Genomic DNA, 21,124 nt, shown 5'->3' on the forward strand with positions numbered 1-21,124 from the left:
AGTCAAACGTAAAATACTATAAAGCAATTTTTTGGCTTCTCCTTTTTTATGAAAGTTCGGATTTTACGGATTTCTTATCTTTCTTTCGGCTCGGCTTCTTGATATTTATCTTTTCTTGCTCTTCTATAAAATCTTTGAAATTTTGCACCGCGGAAAAATTTGCCGGTTTCTCTATCAGGTTTTTCTTAAATTTGCCCGGAAGAAGAGATTGGAAAGAAAGATTTCCTTCTTTCCAAAGAAGGTAGATGGGTGGATAGACCAGCAATTCTAAGATAAAACTGGTAAAGAGCCCGCCTACCATGGGAGCCGCGATTCGTTTCATAATATCCGATCCTGTGCTTTGGGACCACATAATAGGAAGAAGCCCCATCATTGCGGCAAGAACGGTCATGATCTTAGGTCGGATCCTATGTGCAGCGCCATGGATGATTGCTTCTATCCTTCCCTCTCTCGTATTCGTTTCTCCATTTTGGGACGCTTTGTCATAAGAGAGATCCAGATAGAGAAGCATGAACACTCCGGTTTCTGCATCTAGACCCATGAGTGCTATCATTCCCACCCAAACAGCGATGGAGATATTGTAGTCCAGAACGTACAATAAACTCACGGCGCCGATCAGAGAAAATGGAACTGCAAGTAGTACAATTAAGGTTTTTGCACACGATTTCGTATTGAAATACAATAAGAAGAAGATCAGAAAGAGAGTGAGCGGTAATACATAAAGCATTCTCTCTCTGACACGAAGTATATTTTCGTACTGTCCGCTCCATACCAGGGAATATCCAACAGGCATCTGAACGGAGGAATCCACGAATTTCTTAGCTCGGTCTACGAATCCTCCTATATCATCCGTGTTCGGATCTACGTATACATAGCCGGTCAAAAAGCCGTTTTCATCCCGGATCATAGAAGGTCCCGTCTTCATTTGAACATTCGCTATTTCTCCGATCGGAATATGACCGAATTCTTTTGTAGGAACTAGAATTGCTTTGATCTTATCTACTGAATCGCGGAGTTCTCTTGGATAGCGTAGATTGACTGAGAAACGCTCCCTACCCTCTATGGTTTGGGTGATCGGTTCTCCTCCGATTGCGGCGACAATGATTGCTTGGGCAGTATCGACGGAGATATTGTAACGAGCTAATTTTTCTCTCCTCAATTCCAGGTCTAAGAAGTATCCTCCTGCAGTTCTTTCTGCAAACACGCTCCGTACTTCTGGATCCATTTTGAGAAGACCCTCTATTTGGATTCCTAACTTTTCAATTTCGTCCAAAGAAGAGCCCAGGATCTTGATGCCGATCGGAGTTCTCATCCCAGTGCTTAGCATATCGATCCGAGTCTTGATCGGCATGGTCCACGCGTTTGTTGCTCCTGGAAATTGCATCTGGGAGTTCATCTTTTCTACTAGTTCGTCTTTTGTAAGCCTCTCCGAACTAAACGGGAGAAATGGATATTGCAATATCCTTGGCCAGTTCGAATAGAATCGATCTGCCTTTCTCCACTCGTTTTGAGGTTTTAAAAGGATTACTGTTTCCATCATGGATAGAGGCGCCGAATCTGTTGCAGTCTCCGAACGTCCTGCTTTGCCAAAGACACGTTTTACTTCCGGAAAACTCTTAAGCCTCTTGTCCATAACAGTCATGAGCTTCTCTGCTTCTGCCACGGAAATACCTGGTAGAGTCGTCGGCATATACAGCAAAGATTCTTCGTAGAGTTGAGGCATGAACTCGGAGCCAAGACTAAAATAAACTGGAATGGTCAAAAGCACTAGAACGAAAGATCCGAGTATGATCTGTTTCGGTCTCTGCAAGACTAAGCGACAAGCAGGTTCATAGTATTTGAATAGGATCTTACTGATTGGATGCTTTTCTTCTGGATAATATTTTCCAACGAAGAGAGTCGTAGCTAGTTTAGATAGAGCCTTATTCTTCCATTGAAATGGTTCCATTCTGGTGAATAGCATTCTAAGTGCCGGATCCAAGGTAACCGCTAGAATGGCCGCGATAAACATCGCTATATTTTTAGAAAAAGCTAATGGACGAAATAACCTTCCCTCTTGATCAACCAGGGTAAATATGGGAAGGAATGCTACTGCAATTACAAGCAAGGAGAAGAATACGGAAGGGCCGACTTCTAATAAGGCATCCAATCTGATTTTATGATAGTCGCCTACTCTTCCTCCCGAATCCCATTCTTCTAATTTCTTATACGCATTCTCCACTTCCACAATGGCCCCATCGACAAGAACCCCGATAGAAATAGCTATCCCCGCCAAAGACATTAGGTTCGCATTGATATCCGCCAAATACATTGGAATGAATGCGATCACGACGGAGATGGGAATAGTAAGGATAGGAATGATCGCAGAAGGGAAATGCCAAAGAAAAAGAAGGATCACGAGTGATACTATGAGCATTTCTTCGACTAATTTGAATTTTAGATTGGAGATCGCATGTTCTATGAGTTCGGAGCGATCATAGGTGGTAACTAACTCAGATCCCTGGGGCAGGCTCTTTTTTAGGCCTTGTATTTTTTCTTTTACTCGATCTATAACAGAAAGAGCGTTTTCTCCATGTCTCATCACGATAGTGCCGGAGACCACATCTCCTTCTCCATCTAAATCCACGATTCCTCTTCGGATATCAGGACCAATTTGGACGGAGGCTATGTTTTTCAAAAGGATCGGTGTTCCATTTGCATCAGTGACCAGAGGAATATTTTCTATATCTGTGAGGGAGCTGAGATAGCCTCTTCCTCGTACCATATATTCCGCTCCGGAGATCTCGAGTAACCTTCCCCCAGTTTCTTGGTTACTTTCTCTGATCTTTTGCACGATCGTCTCAAAATCTATATTATAAGAACGCAATGCATTCGGATGTATCGTGATCTGGTACTGCTTCTTAAATCCGCCGATGCTAGCCACCTCGGACACACCTGGAACCGAATTTAAGAGATATTTCAGATGAAAATCCTGGTACGTTCGTAAATCGGATAAGGAATTTTCTCCCGTCTTATCAAGTATTGCGTATTGATATACCCATCCTACTGCGCTTGCATCGGGACCTAATTCTAATTTAACTCCAGAAGGCAGAGAGGATTGGATCTTAGAAATATATTCCAATACTCTGGATCTTGCCCAATATATATCTGTGCCATCTTGAAAGATCACATACACATAAGAGTAACCGAAATCTGAAAATCCTCTAACCACCTTTACTTTAGGAGCTCCTAATAGAGAAGTGATGATAGGATATGTTACTTGGTCTTCTATGATGTCGGGGCTTCGATCCCATCTAGAATAGATGATAACTTGGGTATCGGAAAGATCCGGGATAGCGTCCAGCGGGATCTTTTTCATGCTGATATATGAGGCTACAAGTAACGCGAATGCCAGCACTAGGATTAGAAATTTATTCTCCGCGGAAAATCGAATGATGGAACGTATCATATATGTCTCAGTGTGAATGTGTTTTGGATCCGAATCTGATCCTAGCTTCCGAATCTAGCAAGAAGGTAGATTCTATAACGACTCTTTCTTCTTCTTTTAAGCCCGATTTGATCTCAGTCCAAGAGCCTATCGCTCTGCCGACCTTGACTTCAACGGCTCTGAATTTATCCGGTCCGATTTGAGTATAGACGATCTTTCTTGTTCCCGTATCTAAGATGGCAGAACTTGGAATGCTCAAGACCTTTGGAATTTCCATTTGAACTAGAATTTCTCCAAACATTTGAGGCTTTAAAAGATAAGAAGGATCAGAAACTTCGCTTCTTAATCTAAGAGTTCTAGTGTTTTTATCTAAGATCGTATCGATGCTTTTTACTTTTCCTTTAAATTCTTTGTCGGGAAATGCATCCGTTTTGAAAGAGATAGATAGTCCTGGCTTTGCGAAGGAAAGATCCGACTCATAGATCTGGGAGTAGATATGGGCCCTTCCCCCCTTGCCGCCTAAGATCAGCTCGGAAGGATCTCTTTGTCCGGATGTCCAGACTCGGATCTGTTCTTGGGAAAGTCCAAGTTGCTGCAATCTCAATTGCAAATTTCTAATATTCAATCCCGAACCGAATTCTGCAAGAGCCGCCGAAGAACGAACAGACTCCTTGTATTCCGTAAGCGCGGTATAAAGTTCCGGATCATAGGCTACATTCGAATAGGCTCTGAATTCCTTAGTTAAGTTTCGGATAGAGACAGTTTCCGTTTTGATCCCAATCGACTGTTGCTTCTCGTAGGAAAGAGAAAGATCTTCGCTAGATTCAGACATTTCTTTGGAAGTGAACTCGGATTGAGGCGCTATCGGTGCTTGATTTGTATGATTGGAATGCTCATCCTTCTTGACTAGATCCATGTTGCAGATAGGACAAGTGCCCGGTTTGTCCGAAGTATATGTAGGATGCATCGGACAATAGTAAACCTCCTTGGCCTTTCCGCAGGCAAATACCAGTAGGAAGACCAAAAGGCAGGAAAGTAAAAAGAAGGTTTTGGAGATCTTAGTCCGCTGCATGAGAGATCTCTCCGCAGTTTTTCATTCCGGAATCGTATGGATTTCGGATCGTTTTGCCGGATGCGAGCCACTTCTTCCTGAGCATAGGACAATAGAAGGAAGAAACTCCAGACTTATCATGGTGGCCTAAGATCGTTTCAAGTTCTGTCGAGATCTTATAAAATAAATCTCTCTTTTGAGACAGATCTTTTGCCTTTCCCAGTTCGATCACAAATGCGAAAGCCTTCTTAAAGTGTTCCTGGGCTTTCTTGGAGTCCGCATTTTCTTGAAGCAGTTGTTCCAATTTCTTAGTGTCGATTGTTCCTGATCTTTCTTCAAAGATCTCAGTATGTATTCTAGCTACTTCCTTTAATACGAAGCTTTCTTTTCCCTCATGTGCAAATACGGAAGAAGAAATTAGGACAGAAAAGAATATAGATGTTAGGGCGAATGATTTCATATTTATGTACCTCTATTGTTTGTGATGATGTGCTGGGATCTTTGTTTCTTTATAAATAAAACTTAATAGTTTTAGATTATTGATAATTGTTTCGTTTCTTCTCTCTTTCAGATCTTCTAATCGGATTCTTGCGTTTAAGATTTCTGTTTGAGCTAAGAACGGCTCCTGTATATTCCCCTTTCCGGAACTGTACTGATATACACCCGCTCTGGAAGCTTTCTCCAATTCAGGGATCAGTCTCTTTTCTACGAGTTGGATTTGATTGGAAAGACCTTGAGCTGTGGCCAAATTGCGATTTAACTGGGAGATCATTTGGGCCCTTGTCTTTTCTACTGAATCCTTTCCTACTTCGGCGAGATGTTCCGTTTCACCTGTAATCGAATTCCATTTCAAGGCAGACCAGACGGGAACCTTCATATTCACTCCTAAGCTAAATAGATCTCCTCTATACTCGGTCACATCCATGAGCCCATAGTTTAAGGGACCTTGGTCCAAGGCTAAGCTTTGAGGTCTTCTTTTCATATACGAGAAGAAGACTTCAGTTTGAGGAGCAAGAGAGTATTTAGTTAGTTTGGCCTGCTCCTTCAGTCTCTTCTCCTCGGAAGCGACTGTTTTGTATTCAGGAGTCGTTTCTACAAGGTTCGTCTCGCTTTGGATCAGAGTAAGGATCTCTTCATTATTTTTTTCTAAAAAGGAATTCAGATCCAGGCTTTCAAAATCGGAGAAACGCAATTTCTGAGAGATCTGGAAATACTCTAACTGCGAATGAAGATCCTTTATAAAAGTAGAATATTCCGTTTCCTTTTCTAATGCTTCGGTCTTAGCGACGCTTGCCTTTAATACACCGGTAAGGTTGCTTCCTCCGGATGAGTAAGAAGATTCGCTTATATTCTTTTGGGCATTCGAAAGAACTAGGATCCTTTCATTTAGGATCTTCTTCTTGCCGATTGATTGATAGCGATTCAATAGACTGAAGAAATCGCCAAGCATACGATTTACTCCGGCTAAGTAGCCGAAATTTGCCTCGTTCTGCATGATTTGAGAGATTCGATTCTCAGTGCTCAGCTTTCCTGGAAAAGGAAACTCTTGCGAAACAGAAAACTCCATACCCGTCATCGTAGGAGTATCCATCGCTCTGTTTCCACCCAAGGAGTATCCGTTTCGTGTCGGATAGTTTCTATACGCGAATCCGATCTTCGGATCTGGTAAGATCCCGGAGGCTTCCGTATGCGCCTTATGGGCCTGGGAGATTCCTGCAAGGGATTTGGCTTCCGGATGCTCTGAGGCCAGGATTTCCAAAACATTTTCCAGATCCTTTGGTTCCGCCAAAAGCATCCCGGAAAAGAATATATAATATGATAATAGAATAAGGGTACGACTCATGAGTCCTCCGATCAAAAATAGAAAGAAGAATGAGAAGTTCTTAAATTAAAAATGTTTGAAGTAGACTTAAGGTTTGAGGTCGGGATATATTTCGAATCTTTTGAGAAGAAGGTAGAAAACCCTCTCTAAGCGAAAGATATACTTTCGATTGGGGAAAGAACCAGTGGAGCACGATCTTTTCTATCTTTAGCTTTTGTCCGTCTACAGATTGCCAAGAATCGTTTGCAGTAACGGAAACAGGGGCATCCTTTCCACAACAGTTCTTTTGCGGATCCGAAGAGTTTTCACTTTCGGACTTCTCAGAAGACTTATGGCAAGGAGGAAGTTTTTCTGTCTTTACGGAGACAGAAGCACCCATGGAAACAGGACAGGATCCGATCAGGCTTGCGATAGAACTGCAAGCGACTTGCATAGCAAAGCCGAGAGCTAATACAAATCCAATTGTCTTTTTGGAACGGGAATCCATGACCTTCCTCTATCTGACTGGAGCAAATACCCAAATGTCAAGAAAAAAAGGTTTTTGTAAAATAAGCCGACTTCTTCTGAAATTATTTCTTAGGAAAGAAAGGATTACTCAAGACAACTGCTGTGGGAAAGATCGCTTGGATCCTCACGTAAGAATCGCTAGGCCTTATCTTGTAGGAACCTCTCTTAGAATAAGCGGTATGTAACAGAACTTCCGAATTTTGACCTATGAATTCAACTGTGAGCGGAGTGTCTTGGAATTCAAAAAAGATCTCTTCCTCTCCTTTCATTCCGATTGGACCTAGTTTCGGATCTTGCAGAGTCCTTTCCATCTTGCGAACACAGAGATAATTCCCTTCCCGTAGAGATTTCAGGACCTCGGATTCTTCTAAACTATCCGTATTGATGAGTACATATCTCATCAGGGACTCGCCTTCTTGTTTGTAGATCTCTGAGCTTAGATCTCTCCAATTCGGAAGTCCGGACGTCTTGATGCGAATATATTCTTCTCTGGGAAGATAATGCAGATCATCGGATGCCATGCAGAAGGACGGAACCTTATTGCTTAGCAGTTTATCCCATTGTTTTGGAATATCGCCAAAAGGACTGAACACTTCCAAAGCATTATAATTTTTTAATTCTGATAAAATTTTCAGCGGAAAACTGTCATTTAAAAGAGGATGATTGATTACAATGAATCCGCCTTGAGATCCGATCTTATTGATCATCCATTGCATGTTTTCTACACTTGCGTAGATCGGAAAAAGATCATTCGTTACTTCTTCAGTACCTAAAACGGTGAGATGCCTTTTCTTTAAGTTCATTCCCCATTCATAGCCCTTGATCGAGGAAAGTTTTTCAGGCAATGTGATCCTTTCATAATCGGTAAAGCCTAGGATCTTATAGCCATTCGCTGCATACACTGTTTCGATTTCTTCGGGGGAATTACGACCAGGTGTGAACCAAATGCGATCCGTATGGAGATGAATTGCGGCCTTTTGCCAAGATAAGGAAGTTTTGCGTTTGTATGGATTCTCAAACCTTGCCCATTCGATTTTAGCTTGAGCAAGTGTAGGATCCGCTTTCAAGAAGATCCAAGTATATAGGTTCTCTAAAAGAACCATTCCTAGGAGCAGAGCGCAGAGAAGGAAAAAAATCCGCTTCTTCATTCTCACCTAAGTTCGAAAGCAGGTTCGAAACAGAAAACTAGAATTTGTAAAATGCTTTGTTACAACTTATCTACGAAAACATCTAGAATTCATCAATATGTAACAGAGAAAATAGAGATTCTTTGGATTTGCTTTATAGAAGTGAAATCAATAGTTTCTGAAAAGTATATTACTCGTTCGAATTTACGTAGAAAGGATTACTGAAAACATAGGCTGTAGGAAATAAAGCTTGGATCCGAACGTAAAAATCTCTAGGCTTTGCCTTGTAAGAACCGCTCTTTTGGTTCACTATGCTGTGAAGGACTTGGCCGTCTACACCGATGAATTCGACGAAGAAGGGAGTCTCTTCAAATTCGAAGCTCACTTCGTTCCCGTTTTTTAAGGAGAAAGATTTAAGCTTAGGATCGTCTAGATTCCGTTTCAATTTACGAACGCAGGCATAATTCCCGGATTTAAGAGCTTTTAAAATATCTTCTTGTGAATAAGAATCCGTATTCAAGAGAATATATCTCATCAAAGCCTCGCCCTTCTCTGCGAACAAAAGAGTGAGCGTCTCCCTTAGGCCATGAGTCTTACTTTGTATCTTTACGTATTCTGCCTTAGGAAGATAATGCAGATCGTCTCCGGACATGCAGAATGAATGGATCCCTTGGCTGAGCAGCTCATCCCAATATTTGGAAATATCTCCATAAGGCGAAAGAACTTCGATTGCATCGTAACCGGACAATCTTTCTAATTCGGAAAGAGTGAATCCATTGTACAATGTGGGATGATTTATAACAACGAAAGCTCCTTTCTCCTTTTGGGCATTAATCTCCCATTGAATATTTTCAAGGGAAGAATAGAGAGGGAAATAATCAGGCTCCACCTTTTCGGTGCCTAAGATAGTGAGATGTCTCTTTTTAAGATTCCTTCCCCATTCATATCCTGGAATCAAGACTGGATTTTTGGAATCCACTTTAGTAATCGTACCGTAATCGGTGAAAGAGAGAATCTTGGTGCCGAAGTTTCCATAAATCTCTAAGATCTCTTCCGGTGAATTTCTAAGAGGAGTATACCAGATTTCATTGGTATGTAGGTGAATTGCAGTCTTTGCCCATTTAATTTTTGTAGTTTTTTCGTAAGGATTTTTTATTCCTGTCTGGTGTGGTTGGCCTTTAGAGATGATTCGGAATCGGAGACTCGCCCAGACATTAAAGGCAATAACGGATATGAGAATGATGGAAAATAAGAGAGCGATCTTTTTGAACTTTTTCATTTTTGTGTAATAAAAATTTTTCAGAGCTAAATCCGTTTTAAAGAAATTGTCCAGTACTAATTGAAGACCTTAAAGGATAAAAAATGAAGGACCAAAGAATCGCTATCATAATACCGGCTTACAATGAAGAGTTGACGATCCGAGATACCATTCTTGCTTTTTTCAAAGAACTTCCACAAGCGGAATATTGGGTCGTTGACAATAATTCTTCCGACCAAACTAGAAAGATAGCAGTCGATACATTAAAGAAAAATAAAATGAAAGGGAATGTTCTCTTTGAGCCTCGCCAAGGGAAGGCAAATGCTGTCCGAAAGGCTTTTACACTGGCAGATGCTGATATCTATATTCTTACAGACGCGGATATGACCTATCCTGCGGAAGAAGTTCACAATCTTACTGCAATTCTAAATGAAGAAGGTCTAGACTTGGTCGTAGGAGATCGCTTGAGCCAAGGAGTCTATGGAAAGGAAAATAAGAGACCGTTTCATTCCTTTGGCAATCATCTGGTGATCAATCTGATCAACTTTTTATTCGGGGTAAAATTAAGAGACGCAATGAGCGGCTATAGAGTGTTCTCTCGTAGATTCGTAAAAAATTACCCGATACTTGCAAGCGGATTTGAGTTAGAGATCGAAATGACCTTGCACTCCTTGGACAAAAGATTTGCAATGAAAGAGGTTCCTATCCAATACAAGGACCGGCCTGAAGGAAGTTTTTCAAAATTAAATACAATCCGAGATGGATATAGAGTGGTGAATAATATTCTATGGATCTTTAAGGATTATAAGCCGATGCATTTTTTCGGTTTCTTCTCCTTAGTTGCTGGGATCCTTTCTTTGGCCGCCGGATTTCCCGCAGTCGTGGATTATATCAAATATAGATACGTGTATCATGTGCCGCTGGCGATCTTAGCGACAGGACTAATGCTATTTTCCTGGATTCAAATTGCGATCGGTCTGGTGCTCCATACAGTATCCAAGATCCAAAGAACAAATTTTGAATTGTCTCTATTAAAATTCGGAACGGAAGCTCCGTTCCGCTCGAAGGATTCGGCGTCCCCCGCCCCCGGTTCGGGTGGTGGGGAGAGGCCCGTGGGCAAAACCTCTCGCCGTTAAATCACAAAATCGGGGACCTGACAACTCAGATCCGTGTTTTCAAAAATGGAATCTAAATTCCGTGAAAGATTTGCTGAAGAAGAAGTCGATTCTCGAATCACTTCTTCTTCTCTGAATTCTGTTCTTATTTTAAAGAAGAAGTTAATAGAACGAGTCCATTCTCGGCGGATACTTCTTTAAACTCTCGCTTTGGATAGGTCAGCATCAATTCCAATATGCTGTTTCGATTGCAGATAATCGCTAAGCTTTGGTCCGACTCAAAAAGATCGACTTCATCCTTGAACTTGTAACTCCCTACGATATGTATCTTTTGCTCTCTATAGAACATTGGATAAAAAGAAAGATATTTGTAAAAGATGACCGGATTGCCTGACTTCTCCGCTTGGTCGTAGAGACGAAGGTTTCCGTCTTGTAAAAAGGAAATGATCTTGGGAGCCAAGGTGGCGGAAAGAGTTCCTACAAATAACATCATTCCTGTCCAAGTGGAGAGAAGAAAGAAATACCAGCCTTCTCCCCTTCCCCTACTGGAAGACCAAAGTCCCCAACTGCCTAAAAGAATTCCGATGCACAAAAAGATTCCCGGTAAAGAATCGATTCCGGTGAATTTAGGCAATGCCTCTTTTCCCACTCCAGTGAAAGAAGAAGATTGCTCCAAAATATTCGGTAGGAATGCAAATAAAAGCCCTATAACGAGTCCTAATCCTAAGAAAGAGATCGGGATCCATTTTGACTTTAAGGCTTCTTCCCTTTCTGCGATTAAATAGGAAGCAAAGAAGGAAAGAGCAAAGTAAATGGAAGAAGAGTAATGAGGAAGTTTGGTTTGCACCACCGAAAAGATTGCGAGCACAAGTCCTAACCAAATCAGGAAATAGCGAGAGAATCTTGCGATCTTTGGATCAGTGAAAAGCTTCCAATTCTTGGCGACTGCAAACAGTAAGATCGTCCAAGGGAAGAATCCAATGAACATTACAATAAAATGATAGAACCAAGGACCTGTATGGGATTCTAAAGATTTGGTTAAAAGCTTCTTCTGGAAATCGAAGAATTGTACAAGGAATTCCTCGCCGTACAGAATATAATTCGTGAGATAATAAAAAGAAAGAACCAATAAGGATACGAACCCGAATAAAACAAAATCGAAGAATTTAAACTTCCATCTTCTTTCTAAGATTCGATTTGCAGCGAAAATAATAAGAGGGATCCCTAGACCAAGAGGACCTTTGGTTAATACTGCCATTCCTCCAAAGAATGCGGAAGAGAAGATCCAACGAACTCTAATCTTGAATTCTTCCCCCTCGTTCTCTTCGTAAAAGTAGAGCGAGATTACCGAAAGTAAAATGAGAGTATTGAATAGATGGTCTATGTAGGCCGTTCTGGAAAGAAGAAGAGGCAAGAAGGAAGCGGAATACAAAAATGCCCATGCATATCCGAAGAATCTTGAGTGAAGAGAACTTCCTAAGCGAACTAAAATGAAGAAGGAGATTAATCCGCTCAAAACGGAAGGCATACGAGTAGAAAATTCGTTTAAACCGAAAACTCCGTAGAAAGCGTTTGCTAACCAAAAATAAAAAGGAGGCTTTTCGCTGAATATCTGCCCGTTTACTTGGATGCGAAAGAATTCACCGGATTCCCACATTCCCTTGGAAGCAGCTCCGTAAATATTCTCATCCCAATCAATGAGAGGAAAGCTTCCTAAGCCGAAGAGAAGAAACAAAAGATACAGAAGGAATAAAAGTGGAAAAAACAAATTTCGCATTCTAAATGAAAAACCTTTTAAAGGAAGCGAAGTCTCGCCTTCCCTAATCCAAAAATCGAAGACATTCTACTTCATCATTCCAAAACCTAAATTTTACAATCCAGATTCGTTACAAAACAGATAAAATTGAAATGGAATAGAAAGATCTCTTTAATTTCAAAAAGATATAAGAGATGCGAAAAGAATTTCTGAAAGCAGATTAGAATAAAAAAAAGCCTAACCTTCGTTACGAGAAGTTAGGCTTCAGAGTCGTACGGCGATTTATAAAAAATATAAATCCGTGGTCCCGTCGAAAGAACCAACATTCACTTAGGCGGCTCCCCTGCCGGAACACACTAAAGATGAACCGGCAGGCCGCTATTGAATTACTTCAATAGCTGGAGCACGGTTTGCGGTTTCATGTTCGCCTGAGCGAGCATCGCAGTAGCAGCCTGGGTCAGGATCTGATATCTGGTGAAGCTGGTCATTTGCTCAGCCATATCAGTATCACGGATCCGTGATTCAGCAGCTTGGATGTTCTCGTAAGCGTTCATCAACCCCTTAGCGGCATGTTCCAGACGGTTGTAATAAGCTCCTAAGTCTGCTCTCTGTTTAGAGATCAGTCTTAGAGCATCGTCAGCGAGTCCAATAACGGAGTTCGCTTTTCCCGCCGTAGAAAGAGAGATGAAAGTTAGAACAGTCGGGTTTCTGAGTCCCAGAGCCGCGGTGTTCATCGTTTCAATATAAACTCTCTCTCTTTGGTGCATGTTAGCACCCATATGGAACCACATACTTGCGGTCGGATTCAAACGAGCGAAAGCTCCAGTAAGGAGTTTCATCTTGTTGAACTCGGCCTGAGAAGCAATCCTGTCGATCTCGTCGACCAACTGGGAAACCTCTACTTGTATTTGTTGACGGTCTTCCTCGGTATAAATACCGTTCGCAGCTTGCACTGCAAGCACGCGGATCCTTTGAACGACTTCATGGGTTTCTTGCAGATACCCTTCTGCCGTTTGGATCAAGGACATACCGTCCTCAGTGTTTTGTTCCGCCCTGCGCAAACCTCCGACCTGAGTCCTCATTTTTTCGGACACGGCCAAACCGGAAGCGTCGTCACCTGCACGGTTAATACGCATACCAGAAGACAACTTCTCGATGTCTTTGTTCATGCTTTCGCTATTGAACTTTAAAGTTCTGTGAGCGAAGATGGCACTGATGTTGTGGTTAATAATCATTCGGTTCCTCCTTGAATCCGAATCTCCGCAAGCGGAGAATTGATCTTCCTAGAGGTCTTCCTTGACCTCTTCCCCTTAAAAATCGGGCCAGTTTCCAAAACGGAAGAGATACTTTTTTCACAGATAATAAGATAAAAGATGCTTCCTACCAAGCTAGGATATGTCACGTTTCAGAAGGGATAGTTTTGGGCGCCCTCCGCGCTTCGCTCGGAGCCGAGCCGCTGCGGATTCGGCATTCGCCTCATCCGTCCGCGCCGAAGATTTGTAGTAACTTCGACATTTCATACAAAGGCGCGTCCGGACTAAAGTCCTCCACGTCTCTGGCGCGGTTTTGGACCCGTAATTCCCCCTGAAAGTGCTTGCCGGAATAGATACAGGCAACAGTCTGAAAGAAAGATGCTCGAAAGAATTTATCTAGCGAATCCCCGCGGTTTCTGCGCCGGCGTAAAATATGCGATCTCTTATGTGGAACAGGTCCAGTCCCATTCCAAAGAACAGATCTATGTACGAAAGGAAATCGTTCATAACCGTCGTGTCGTAGAAGACATGAAGAAAAGAGGGATCAAGTTCATTAACGAGCTTGGGGAAGCTCCGGACGGAGCCACAGTGATCTTCTCCGCACATGGAGTTTCTCCTGAAGTCGTCGAAGAAGCTAAAAAGCGCAGTATGAAGATCGGAGATGCTACCTGCCCTTTGGTAACTCGGGTCCACAGAAAGGCGCGTCGCTATAAGGATTCTCACCAGATCATCTATATAGGCCACCAAGGTCATGACGAAGCGATCGGAACCATGGGCGAAGCCGATATGTTTCTAGTAGAATCCCCCGAAGACGTCCAAAAGCTAATCGGAAAAATAGATACAAACAAGCCGATCACGTATCTAATGCAGACCACTCTTTCCGTTGCGGATACTAAGCTGGTCGTTGAAAAGATCGCAGAATTATTCCCAAGTGTAGAACATCCTGCCAAGGATGATATCTGTTACGCGACTACGGAAAGACAAGAAGCAGTCTCTTCCATGATGGAAGAGATAGATGCAATGTTAGTGATCGGAGCAGACAATAGTTCTAATTCTCTTCGCCTATTGCAACTTGCCCAAAAATCCAAACCTTTCTCCTTTAAAGTAAATTCTTTAGAAGATCTAAGCAAAGAATACTTGGAGGAAAAGAATATTCGAACGATCGGAATTACTGCAGGAGCCTCCACTCCTCAGATCCTAGTAGATGAGATCATTCACAAATTGAGGGAATTCTATCCTTCGGTCAGTGTGGATTTGTTCCCAGGTTCAAGGGAAGATTCCATGAGTTTCAAACTACCAGCTAACTTGTTACTTTAATTTCTTTATGTCCCGATCCTTTGGGATCTCATTTTCCTTTCGGAATTTGAGGGTTAGTTCTGTGTCTTTAGAATAATCTTTATCTTAAAATCATTATATAATGTCCTCGTAAAAGGCGTTATGCGCCAAAGTGAGTCATTTTTGTGTATTTTTGCATTAAAGTGATTGAATTAACTCTGTTTTCGCGTAAGTTTCTTCCCCTGTATGGTCAAGGAAGATCTACGGTTCGGTTCAGGAACCGAACTGTTCCAACTCATAGTCTCACAGACTTCTGACGCGATTCTCGTAACTGATTCTAATTTAAACGAGAACGGGCCATCTATAGTCTTCGCAAATCCTGCATTTTGCAATTTAACCGGTTATAAGATAGAAGAATTACAAGGAAAATCAGCGAAGATCCTTTTCGGAAAAGATACAAACAGAAAGACATTACAAAATCTTAAAAATTGCGTGCAACGTGGAATTCCCTACTCTTCTTCTACAATCAATTATAGAAAGGATGGGAGCAAGTATCATGCAGAATGGACTGTTTCTCCCGTCAAGGATCCTGCCGGGAAAATTACGAATCTATTATCTATCCAGAGAGATATCACTGATAAGATCTTAAGAGAGGAATTTGCTGCGAGAAGATTGAGATCAGAGATGGGTTTGACCGCTGCCTCTCAGATCTTAATGAGCACCCAGCACGAAAGCTTTACGGTAGAAAGAGCGATTGAACATTTCTTAGTCCTCACCGGTGCCGAAAGGATCTATTTCTATAAGAGAACGAGCAATCCAGAAGTGTTGCTATTAGAGGCGGAAAGTAAGAGTCCATTCTCTAGTTCTACCTTAGCGGAGACTCATCCGCAAATTTCTCTGACTTCTCGCTTCTCCAGGTGGAAGGGATTTCTTCATAAGAATGAAATCATAGAATTCAGAACAAGCCAACTTCCCGAATTAGAAAGATATTTTTGCCAAGGCCGAAGGTCGGATACTATCTTCCTATTTCCTTTGAAGATCTCAGGTGATTGGATCGGATTTTTGGGAATGGAATTTTTCGAGAGCCAGACAGGTCCTGAGGAGCAATTTACTTTTCGCACGTTTGCGGATCTAATCGGATTTTATTTAGAAAGAAAATCTATATTAGAAGAGTTGAAAACTCATAAAGAAACCTTGGAAGAGACCGTGGAGAAGCGGACCAAGGAATTATCCGTACAAAAGGAAAAGGCAGAAGCCGCAAGTACAGCAAAAAGTGAATTTCTTGCGAACATGAGTCATGAACTCAGGACTCCTTTGAATGCGATCATAGGACTCTCAAAGATGATCCAACCTTCCCAAGAGGATCCAAGTAACCAAAGATACTTGGACGTGATCCATAATTCAGGATTGCATCTGTTGGGGCTCATCAACGATATCTTAGATCTTTCCAAGCTGAATGCAGGAAAATCCAGCTTCAATTTCGATGAGTTGGATCTTAAAAAAGAAATAGAGCAAGTTGTCTCCGTGTTAGAAGCGGAAATACTTAGAAAACATATCCACCTTGTCTGGCAGGAATCAGATATCCAACATCCTCTGATCACAGGAGATCCTAAAAGAGTCAGGCAGATTTTTTTGAATCTGCTCGGAAATGCGGTCAAGTTCACAGAAGAACAAGGTTCTATTTACGTATCCGTTTCCAAAGAAAGGGATTTCTGGCTCGTAGAGATCACAGACACAGGCATCGGAATTCCAGATGAAGAGCAGAGAAAAGTATTCGATGCATTTTATCAGGTAAAGAATGCAAGGACAAAGGATACGGAAGGAACTGGGCTTGGCCTTTCGATCGTAAAGAAGTTAGTAGAGGCGCATAACGGTTCCATTCGATTGAAGAGTAGAGAAGGAATCGGAACCTCTTTCTTTATAAGCCTTCCCGTTTTAGATAAGGGAGAACGTAAGATCCAGGTCCGACGAAATTATTCAAATGCGTATCCAGAAAAACTAAAGGCGAATTGCTATATTCGATTCGAGTGCGCAAACAGAAAGAATGAAGAGTTGCTAACCTCCTTCTTCAAGAAACAGGACCAAGATCTGTATTTTTCGGAGAACAAAGGTGAATATAATAAAAAACTAATCCTATTCAGAGACAATCGAGCAACGACCGGACTTCCGGGATCTTCGAAAGCCTGGAAAACTGTCTATATTCTCCCCGAAGGAAATACAAGAGAAGAAGGAACAGAATTCGATTTCTATCTTGGGAGCCCTATCTCCATAGACGAATTGAAAGTAATCATAGAACAGTTGGCGGATGAGATCCATGAATAATACCACCGGCTCTGTTGGTAAAACCAGAATAGAACGAAAAAGTCTCGTTCGAGATCCAGTTCTGATCGTAGAAGATAAATTGGAAAATACTCTTATGCTTGAGGCGCTTTGTGAGGAATTCGGGATCCAATACGAGTCTGCTTCGAACGGAGAAGAGGCCATCGAGATGGCCAAAGCAAAGAAATATTCGATTTATATAGTTGATCTTCTCATGCCTGTGATGGATGGACCTTCCTTCATTCGTATGTTAAAGGAATTTCAACCTGAGGCCACCATACTCGTGCAAACTGCAATCGATTCCACAGAAACTGTGATCGAGGTCATGAAGTTAGGTGTATTCGATTATATTATCAAACCGATTATGCCGGACCTATTTCTCAAGTCCATGTCCAAGGCAGTCGACTACAAGGCACTAAAAGACAGAGAGAATTCGATCCTAGAAGCGGAGAGCTTAAAGCTAAGGAGCCAATTAGAGTGGCTTACCTATAAGGAAACCAGAAGAAAGTCCGCAGATGAATCCTGGGAAAAGTCGTCCATACATTCTCTCCAGACTTCCCTATCCCAAGGTTCCGGAATAGGCGCAATCATCAGCCTGTTAGATATGGCTCGGGCTGATTTGAAAAAGGACGGAGACTATTATCAGATCCATTCTACTATTATGGACCTGATCTTGGAGAATCAGGAGATTACTAAGAATCTTCTGACTGGGCTCACTCAATTATTAGAGATCATTAATACAGATCTAAACAAGAAGCCGATGCTCGCTTCTGAGCTCATTGAGAAAATGAAAGGAACAGTCGAGTTCATTCGGCCTTACCTAGAGCAAAAGAACCTGAGGTTGAATCTTCCCGTTTTAAAAAGAGATGTGGAAGTGGAGATAGAACCCGAACTCTTTTTCTCTGCTGTCTATGAAATCGTTCTTAATGCGTTCAAATACTGCGCCCCTAAAACGAGCCTGGAATTGTTTACGAGTATCAACCAAGGATACTTTTGTATCGTTTTGAAGAACATTGTAGATGAGAAGCCGTATGGAGGTGTGGATGAAAAATATGAGAGTTTGGTGCTACAGCCATTCTTTCGACTTCATCCTCCGGTAGAGAGCGTCTCTCACCTTGAAAAATTCGGCTTAGGTCTCGGATTGACTGCAGTGGATCAGATCATGAGAAAGCATAACGGATTATTTTTTATTCATAATGCAAAGGATCATACTGGAGATCAGATCCGACTTTGCGTGATGAGCGAGTTATTTCTGCCGATCCGCTAGGCAAACAAGAAGGAAAGAATGAAGAAAATATTGATCGTAGATGATTCCGCCGTTTTCAGAAAGATCCTGAGTCTACATCTTTCTCAAGCCTCTTTCTCGGTAGTGGAAGCGGAAGATGGTTTAATGGGATTAGAAAGACTAAAGGAAGGGAAAGTAGATCTAGTAGTAAGCGACATGAATATGCCGAACATGGATGGACTCAGTTTTGTTAAAGCGATCAAAGAGGATTCAAATCATAAGTTCGTTCCCATCGTGATGTTAACTACTGAATCCCAAGAAGAGTTGAAGTCGGAGGGGCTAAAGGCTGGTGCAAAAGCTTGGCTTACCAAGCCATTCTCTCCAGAAGAATTGTTAAAAACGATACAGATACTTTTGGTTTAGATTTCGGTAATATTGTATGTCACTTGAAGTTAAGATCTCAGAACTTGGTCAGAGAAATTCTCGCCCTTTGTTTAGATTAGATCTATTCGGAGAGGCCTGTATCTACTCTATTTCTGAATGGCAAGAAAGGTTAAACTCTCTTTTACAAAAGAATCCTCTGAGGCTCGAGATAGATACAGGAGGATTAGAGAAAGTGGACTCCAGTTTTCTGCAGTCGCTTCTTCTTTTAAAAAGAGAATCCCTAAGAATGGCTTGGGAACTTTCTATCCTGAATCACTCTTATTGCGTATTAGAATTTTATGATTTATATGGTTTGATTGGATATTTTCAGGATAGAATCAGGGTTTCTAAGAAAGATTCTTCTTCCTTTAAATTTGCGTATGGAGTGGAGAGAGCGTAAATGGATCTTTCTGAAATCAGAGAAGCCTTTATCCAAGAATCCACCGAACTTTTGTCTTCGGCGGAGCTTCTTCTATTGCAATTAGAAAGAGGCGAATTCGATGCGGAGTCGATTCACTCTATGTTCCGAGCAGTTCATACAGTAAAAGGAACTGCTGGTATGTTCGGTTACGAGTCCATAGAGAAATGCTCTCATGAGTTGGAGACTCTGCTCGATCAGGCCAGATCCGAAAAGACAGAACTCGATCCTAAGAAAATCGATTTTCTATTAAGGGCAGTAGATCACTTGAAGAAGATCGTCGCCGATCCTTTTCCCGGGGAACTTACGGATCCGGACGCAAGATCAGAACAAGAAAGAATTATCTCCGAAGCAAAGGGATTCATAGGCGCAACCGAAAGAAAGAAACCTATAAACGAAGAAAAGAAAACGCAAGAGAGCTCAAAGAAAGGCTCTGTAAACTCAGAATGGCAGATCAGCTTCTTTCCTGGACAAGATACTTTTAGAAGTGGGATGGACCCCTACTCCTTTTTAAAATATCTTAAAAACTTTGGAGAAATACTTCACCTCTATTTATATAAAAGCCAATTGCCTAAATGGGAAGAATGGAATTCAGAAACATGTTATCTGGGATTCGAGATCAAACTTCGCTCTTCATCTCGACAGGAAGAAATTGAATCCGTCTTTGCATTCTTAAGAGATGGCTCTTTTTTGAGAGTCATTCCTCCAAATTCGTCGGAAGAAATCTTTCATCAGATCGCAAAAGAGATCCCATGCGGAGAAGAAGAATATTATAAAACTCTCACATTGCTCGGATTGCAGATCGATGGAGTCCAAGTTGCACATGAATCCAAGACTTCTCCTGCTCCGAAACAGGAAATTGAAAAAACGCAGGCGACAACTACGATTGCTCCCAAGCTGATCCGGATCGATTCAGCAAAAGTGGACCAGCTTGTTAACCTCGTGGGAGAATTAATCATCTCCGAAGCAAGTTTAGGTAGATTACTTGTAGAGAAGGAAGACTCAGAACTGAACGAGTCTGCAGAAATTCTATCCAGGCTCGTTGGAGAGATTAGAGAAACAGCAATGGCTCTTCGAATGGTGCCTATTGGAGAATTGTTCGAAAAGTATAGAAGAACCGTTAGAGATATCTCAATTGAACTCGGAAAGGATGTTGATTTTGAGATCCAAGGCGGTGAGACAGAACTAGATCGATCTGTAATCGAGAAGATCAACGATCCCATTGTTCATATCTTAAGAAATGCTTTGGATCATGGCATCGAGCCGAGTGGAGAAAGAGAAGCATTAGGAAAATCTCAAAGAGGAAAGCTCAAGATCCAAGCCTCTCACGCAACAGGAAGCATTTCTATCGAGATCTCGGATGATGGAAAAGGATTAAACCAAGATAAGATCCGCAAGAAAGCCGTAGAAAAAGGAATCATTGATCCAGACCAAAGCCTCACCGAACAAGAGATCGCCAATCTGATCTTTCAGCCTGGATTTTCCACTGCGGAGGCGGTTACTAATCTTTCAGGTCGAGGCGTAGGAATGGATGTAGTCTTACGCAATATAGAGTCCTTGAGAGGTTCGGTTAACGTTCAATCTGAGTTCGGAAAGGGCTCCGTTTTCTCCATTCGACTCCCACTTACTCTTGCTATTATAGACGGATTCTTAGTGAGATCTTGTGATTCGTACTTCGTTGTGCCAATGGATTGGGTTAAAGAAACAATGGAGTCAGAGCTGCAACTTCTTCCGGAAGAGATTTCCGGATCGATCAATCTGAGAGGAGAAGTACTTCCGATTCTTCATTTAGGAAGATTTCTTGGCCTCCCTGGTTCGGACGAAGGAAGAAAGAATATTCTAGTTTTAGAATATGAAGGTAGGAACTTCGGCATTCTCGTTCATGATCTGCTTGGTGAAATACAATCTGTAATCAAACCATTGAACGAAATATTTAAAGGAATACAATGTATTAGCGGTACTTCTGTTTTAGGAACAGGAAAAATCGCATTTATCCTGGATGTTCCTGGACTCCATTCCCTATTAAAGATCCAAAGATCGAATTTAAGAGAAAGAGAAAAGATACGCTCTAAGTAGGAATAGATCCTGCTGAATGCATTCATAATCGAATTAGAAATAAGTTATTAATTTTGAGAATAGGTAAAAACG

The 21,124-nt window shown here is 41.7% G+C and carries 16 protein-coding genes; 7 read left to right on the top strand and 9 right to left on the bottom strand.

What is annotated here, in order from left to right; genetic code table 11:
* Positions 1-46: 46 nt before the first annotated feature.
* The 7 genes from EHO59_RS14755 to EHO59_RS14785 all read right to left on the bottom strand — a co-directional run bounded on the left by EHO59_RS14755 (position 47) and on the right by EHO59_RS14785 (position 9,213).
* Positions 47-3,448 (bottom strand): efflux RND transporter permease subunit, encoded by a 3,402-nt coding sequence (locus EHO59_RS14755; protein WP_135589229.1) that lies wholly within the window; start codon positions 3,446-3,448, stop codon positions 47-49.
* A gap of 7 nt (positions 3,449-3,455) precedes the next feature.
* Entirely contained in the window at positions 3,456-4,499 is a 1,044-nt protein-coding gene (locus EHO59_RS14760) for a heavy metal-binding domain-containing protein (RefSeq protein WP_135589230.1), read from the bottom strand.
* Positions 4,486-4,938 (bottom strand): LIC13259/LIC11441 family protein, encoded by a 453-nt coding sequence (locus EHO59_RS14765; RefSeq protein WP_135589231.1) that lies wholly within the window; start codon positions 4,936-4,938, stop codon positions 4,486-4,488. The genes EHO59_RS14760 and EHO59_RS14765 overlap by 14 nt, the downstream gene beginning before the upstream one ends.
* A gap of 12 nt (positions 4,939-4,950) precedes the next feature.
* Positions 4,951-6,321 (bottom strand): TolC family protein, encoded by a 1,371-nt coding sequence (locus EHO59_RS14770; protein ID WP_135589232.1) that lies wholly within the window; start codon positions 6,319-6,321, stop codon positions 4,951-4,953.
* A 40-nt stretch (positions 6,322-6,361) separates the two neighbouring features.
* Positions 6,362-6,787: a hypothetical protein gene (locus tag EHO59_RS14775; protein WP_135589233.1), complete on the bottom strand. Its 426-nt coding sequence runs from the start codon at positions 6,785-6,787 to the stop codon at positions 6,362-6,364.
* A gap of 82 nt (positions 6,788-6,869) precedes the next feature.
* Complete coding sequence (locus tag EHO59_RS14780) at positions 6,870-7,955, bottom strand: phosphoesterase (RefSeq protein WP_135589234.1); 1,086 nt, start codon at positions 7,953-7,955, stop codon at positions 6,870-6,872.
* Positions 7,956-8,124: 169 nt separating this feature from the next.
* Positions 8,125-9,213, bottom strand: a complete 1,089-nt coding sequence (locus tag EHO59_RS14785; protein WP_135589235.1) for a CehA/McbA family metallohydrolase domain-containing protein — start codon at positions 9,211-9,213, stop codon at positions 8,125-8,127.
* An 83-nt stretch (positions 9,214-9,296) separates the two neighbouring features.
* On the opposite strand from EHO59_RS14785, the gene EHO59_RS14790 reads away from it, so the two are divergent.
* Complete coding sequence (locus EHO59_RS14790) at positions 9,297-10,328, top strand: glycosyltransferase family 2 protein (protein ID WP_135589236.1); 1,032 nt, start codon at positions 9,297-9,299, stop codon at positions 10,326-10,328.
* 124 nt (positions 10,329-10,452) lie between these two features.
* On the opposite strand, the gene EHO59_RS14795 is transcribed toward EHO59_RS14790, so the two are convergent.
* Both EHO59_RS14795 and EHO59_RS14800 read right to left on the bottom strand, forming a co-directional pair.
* The gene (locus EHO59_RS14795) at positions 10,453-12,084 is read right to left on the bottom strand and encodes an ArnT family glycosyltransferase (protein ID WP_135589237.1); all 1,632 of its coding nucleotides are present in this window, start codon (positions 12,082-12,084) and stop codon (positions 10,453-10,455) included.
* A gap of 365 nt (positions 12,085-12,449) precedes the next feature.
* On the bottom strand, positions 12,450-13,298 hold the full coding sequence (locus tag EHO59_RS14800; RefSeq protein WP_010515586.1) for a flagellin N-terminal helical domain-containing protein: 849 nt from the start codon (positions 13,296-13,298) through the stop codon (positions 12,450-12,452).
* A gap of 396 nt (positions 13,299-13,694) precedes the next feature.
* Here EHO59_RS14800 and ispH point away from each other — a divergent pair, with 396 nt between their 5' ends.
* The 6 genes from ispH to EHO59_RS14830 all read left to right on the top strand — a co-directional run bounded on the left by ispH (position 13,695) and on the right by EHO59_RS14830 (position 21,052).
* Complete coding sequence (gene ispH / locus EHO59_RS14805; protein ID WP_135589238.1) at positions 13,695-14,633, top strand: 4-hydroxy-3-methylbut-2-enyl diphosphate reductase; 939 nt, start codon at positions 13,695-13,697, stop codon at positions 14,631-14,633.
* A 204-nt stretch (positions 14,634-14,837) separates the two neighbouring features.
* On the top strand, positions 14,838-16,913 hold the full coding sequence (locus EHO59_RS14810; protein WP_135589239.1) for a PAS domain-containing sensor histidine kinase: 2,076 nt from the start codon (positions 14,838-14,840) through the stop codon (positions 16,911-16,913).
* Positions 16,906-18,177: a hybrid sensor histidine kinase/response regulator gene (locus tag EHO59_RS14815; protein ID WP_135589240.1), complete on the top strand. Its 1,272-nt coding sequence runs from the start codon at positions 16,906-16,908 to the stop codon at positions 18,175-18,177. Before EHO59_RS14810 ends, EHO59_RS14815 begins: the two co-directional genes overlap by 8 nt.
* Positions 18,178-18,195: 18 nt before the next feature.
* Positions 18,196-18,558 carry a response regulator gene (locus EHO59_RS14820; protein WP_135589241.1) on the top strand — a complete coding sequence of 121 codons (363 nt, stop codon included), beginning with the start codon at positions 18,196-18,198 and terminating at the stop codon, positions 18,556-18,558.
* A 16-nt stretch (positions 18,559-18,574) separates the two neighbouring features.
* The gene (locus tag EHO59_RS14825; RefSeq protein WP_135589242.1) at positions 18,575-18,958 is read left to right on the top strand and encodes an STAS domain-containing protein; all 384 of its coding nucleotides are present in this window, start codon (positions 18,575-18,577) and stop codon (positions 18,956-18,958) included.
* On the top strand, positions 18,959-21,052 hold the full coding sequence (locus EHO59_RS14830) for a chemotaxis protein CheA (protein ID WP_135589243.1): 2,094 nt from the start codon (positions 18,959-18,961) through the stop codon (positions 21,050-21,052).
* Positions 21,053-21,124: the final 72 nt, after the last annotated feature.

Origin of the sequence: Leptospira semungkisensis (assembly GCF_004770055.1) — a bacterium.
GTDB classification, from domain to species: Bacteria; Spirochaetota; Leptospiria; order Leptospirales; family Leptospiraceae; genus Leptospira_B; species Leptospira_B semungkisensis.

Excerpts from the sequence above, each read along its gene's own strand:
- EHO59_RS14775 (WP_135589233.1), bottom strand. The coding sequence starts at position 6,787 with ATGGATTCCCGTTCCAAAAAGACAATTGGATTTGTATTAGCTCTCGGC.
- EHO59_RS14800 (WP_010515586.1), bottom strand. The coding sequence starts at position 13,298 with ATGATTATTAACCACAACATCAGTGCCATCTTCGCTCACAGAACTTTA.
- EHO59_RS14770 (WP_135589232.1), bottom strand. The coding sequence starts at position 6,321 with ATGAGTCGTACCCTTATTCTATTATCATATTATATATTCTTTTCCGGG.
- EHO59_RS14795 (WP_135589237.1), bottom strand. The coding sequence starts at position 12,084 with ATGCGAAATTTGTTTTTTCCACTTTTATTCCTTCTGTATCTTTTGTTT.
- EHO59_RS14755 (WP_135589229.1), bottom strand. The coding sequence starts at position 3,448 with ATGATACGTTCCATCATTCGATTTTCCGCGGAGAATAAATTTCTAATC.
- EHO59_RS14830 (WP_135589243.1), top strand. The coding sequence starts at position 18,959 with ATGGATCTTTCTGAAATCAGAGAAGCCTTTATCCAAGAATCCACCGAA.
- EHO59_RS14815 (WP_135589240.1), top strand. The coding sequence starts at position 16,906 with ATGAATAATACCACCGGCTCTGTTGGTAAAACCAGAATAGAACGAAAA.
- EHO59_RS14760 (WP_135589230.1), bottom strand. The coding sequence starts at position 4,499 with ATGCAGCGGACTAAGATCTCCAAAACCTTCTTTTTACTTTCCTGCCTT.
- EHO59_RS14780 (WP_135589234.1), bottom strand. The coding sequence starts at position 7,955 with ATGAAGAAGCGGATTTTTTTCCTTCTCTGCGCTCTGCTCCTAGGAATG.
- EHO59_RS14785 (WP_135589235.1), bottom strand. The coding sequence starts at position 9,213 with ATGAAAAAGTTCAAAAAGATCGCTCTCTTATTTTCCATCATTCTCATA.
- ispH (WP_135589238.1), top strand. The coding sequence starts at position 13,695 with ATGCTCGAAAGAATTTATCTAGCGAATCCCCGCGGTTTCTGCGCCGGC.
- EHO59_RS14825 (WP_135589242.1), top strand. The coding sequence starts at position 18,575 with ATGTCACTTGAAGTTAAGATCTCAGAACTTGGTCAGAGAAATTCTCGC.
- EHO59_RS14765 (WP_135589231.1), bottom strand. The coding sequence starts at position 4,938 with ATGAAATCATTCGCCCTAACATCTATATTCTTTTCTGTCCTAATTTCT.
- EHO59_RS14810 (WP_135589239.1), top strand. The coding sequence starts at position 14,838 with ATGGTCAAGGAAGATCTACGGTTCGGTTCAGGAACCGAACTGTTCCAA.
- EHO59_RS14790 (WP_135589236.1), top strand. The coding sequence starts at position 9,297 with ATGAAGGACCAAAGAATCGCTATCATAATACCGGCTTACAATGAAGAG.
- EHO59_RS14820 (WP_135589241.1), top strand. The coding sequence starts at position 18,196 with ATGAAGAAAATATTGATCGTAGATGATTCCGCCGTTTTCAGAAAGATC.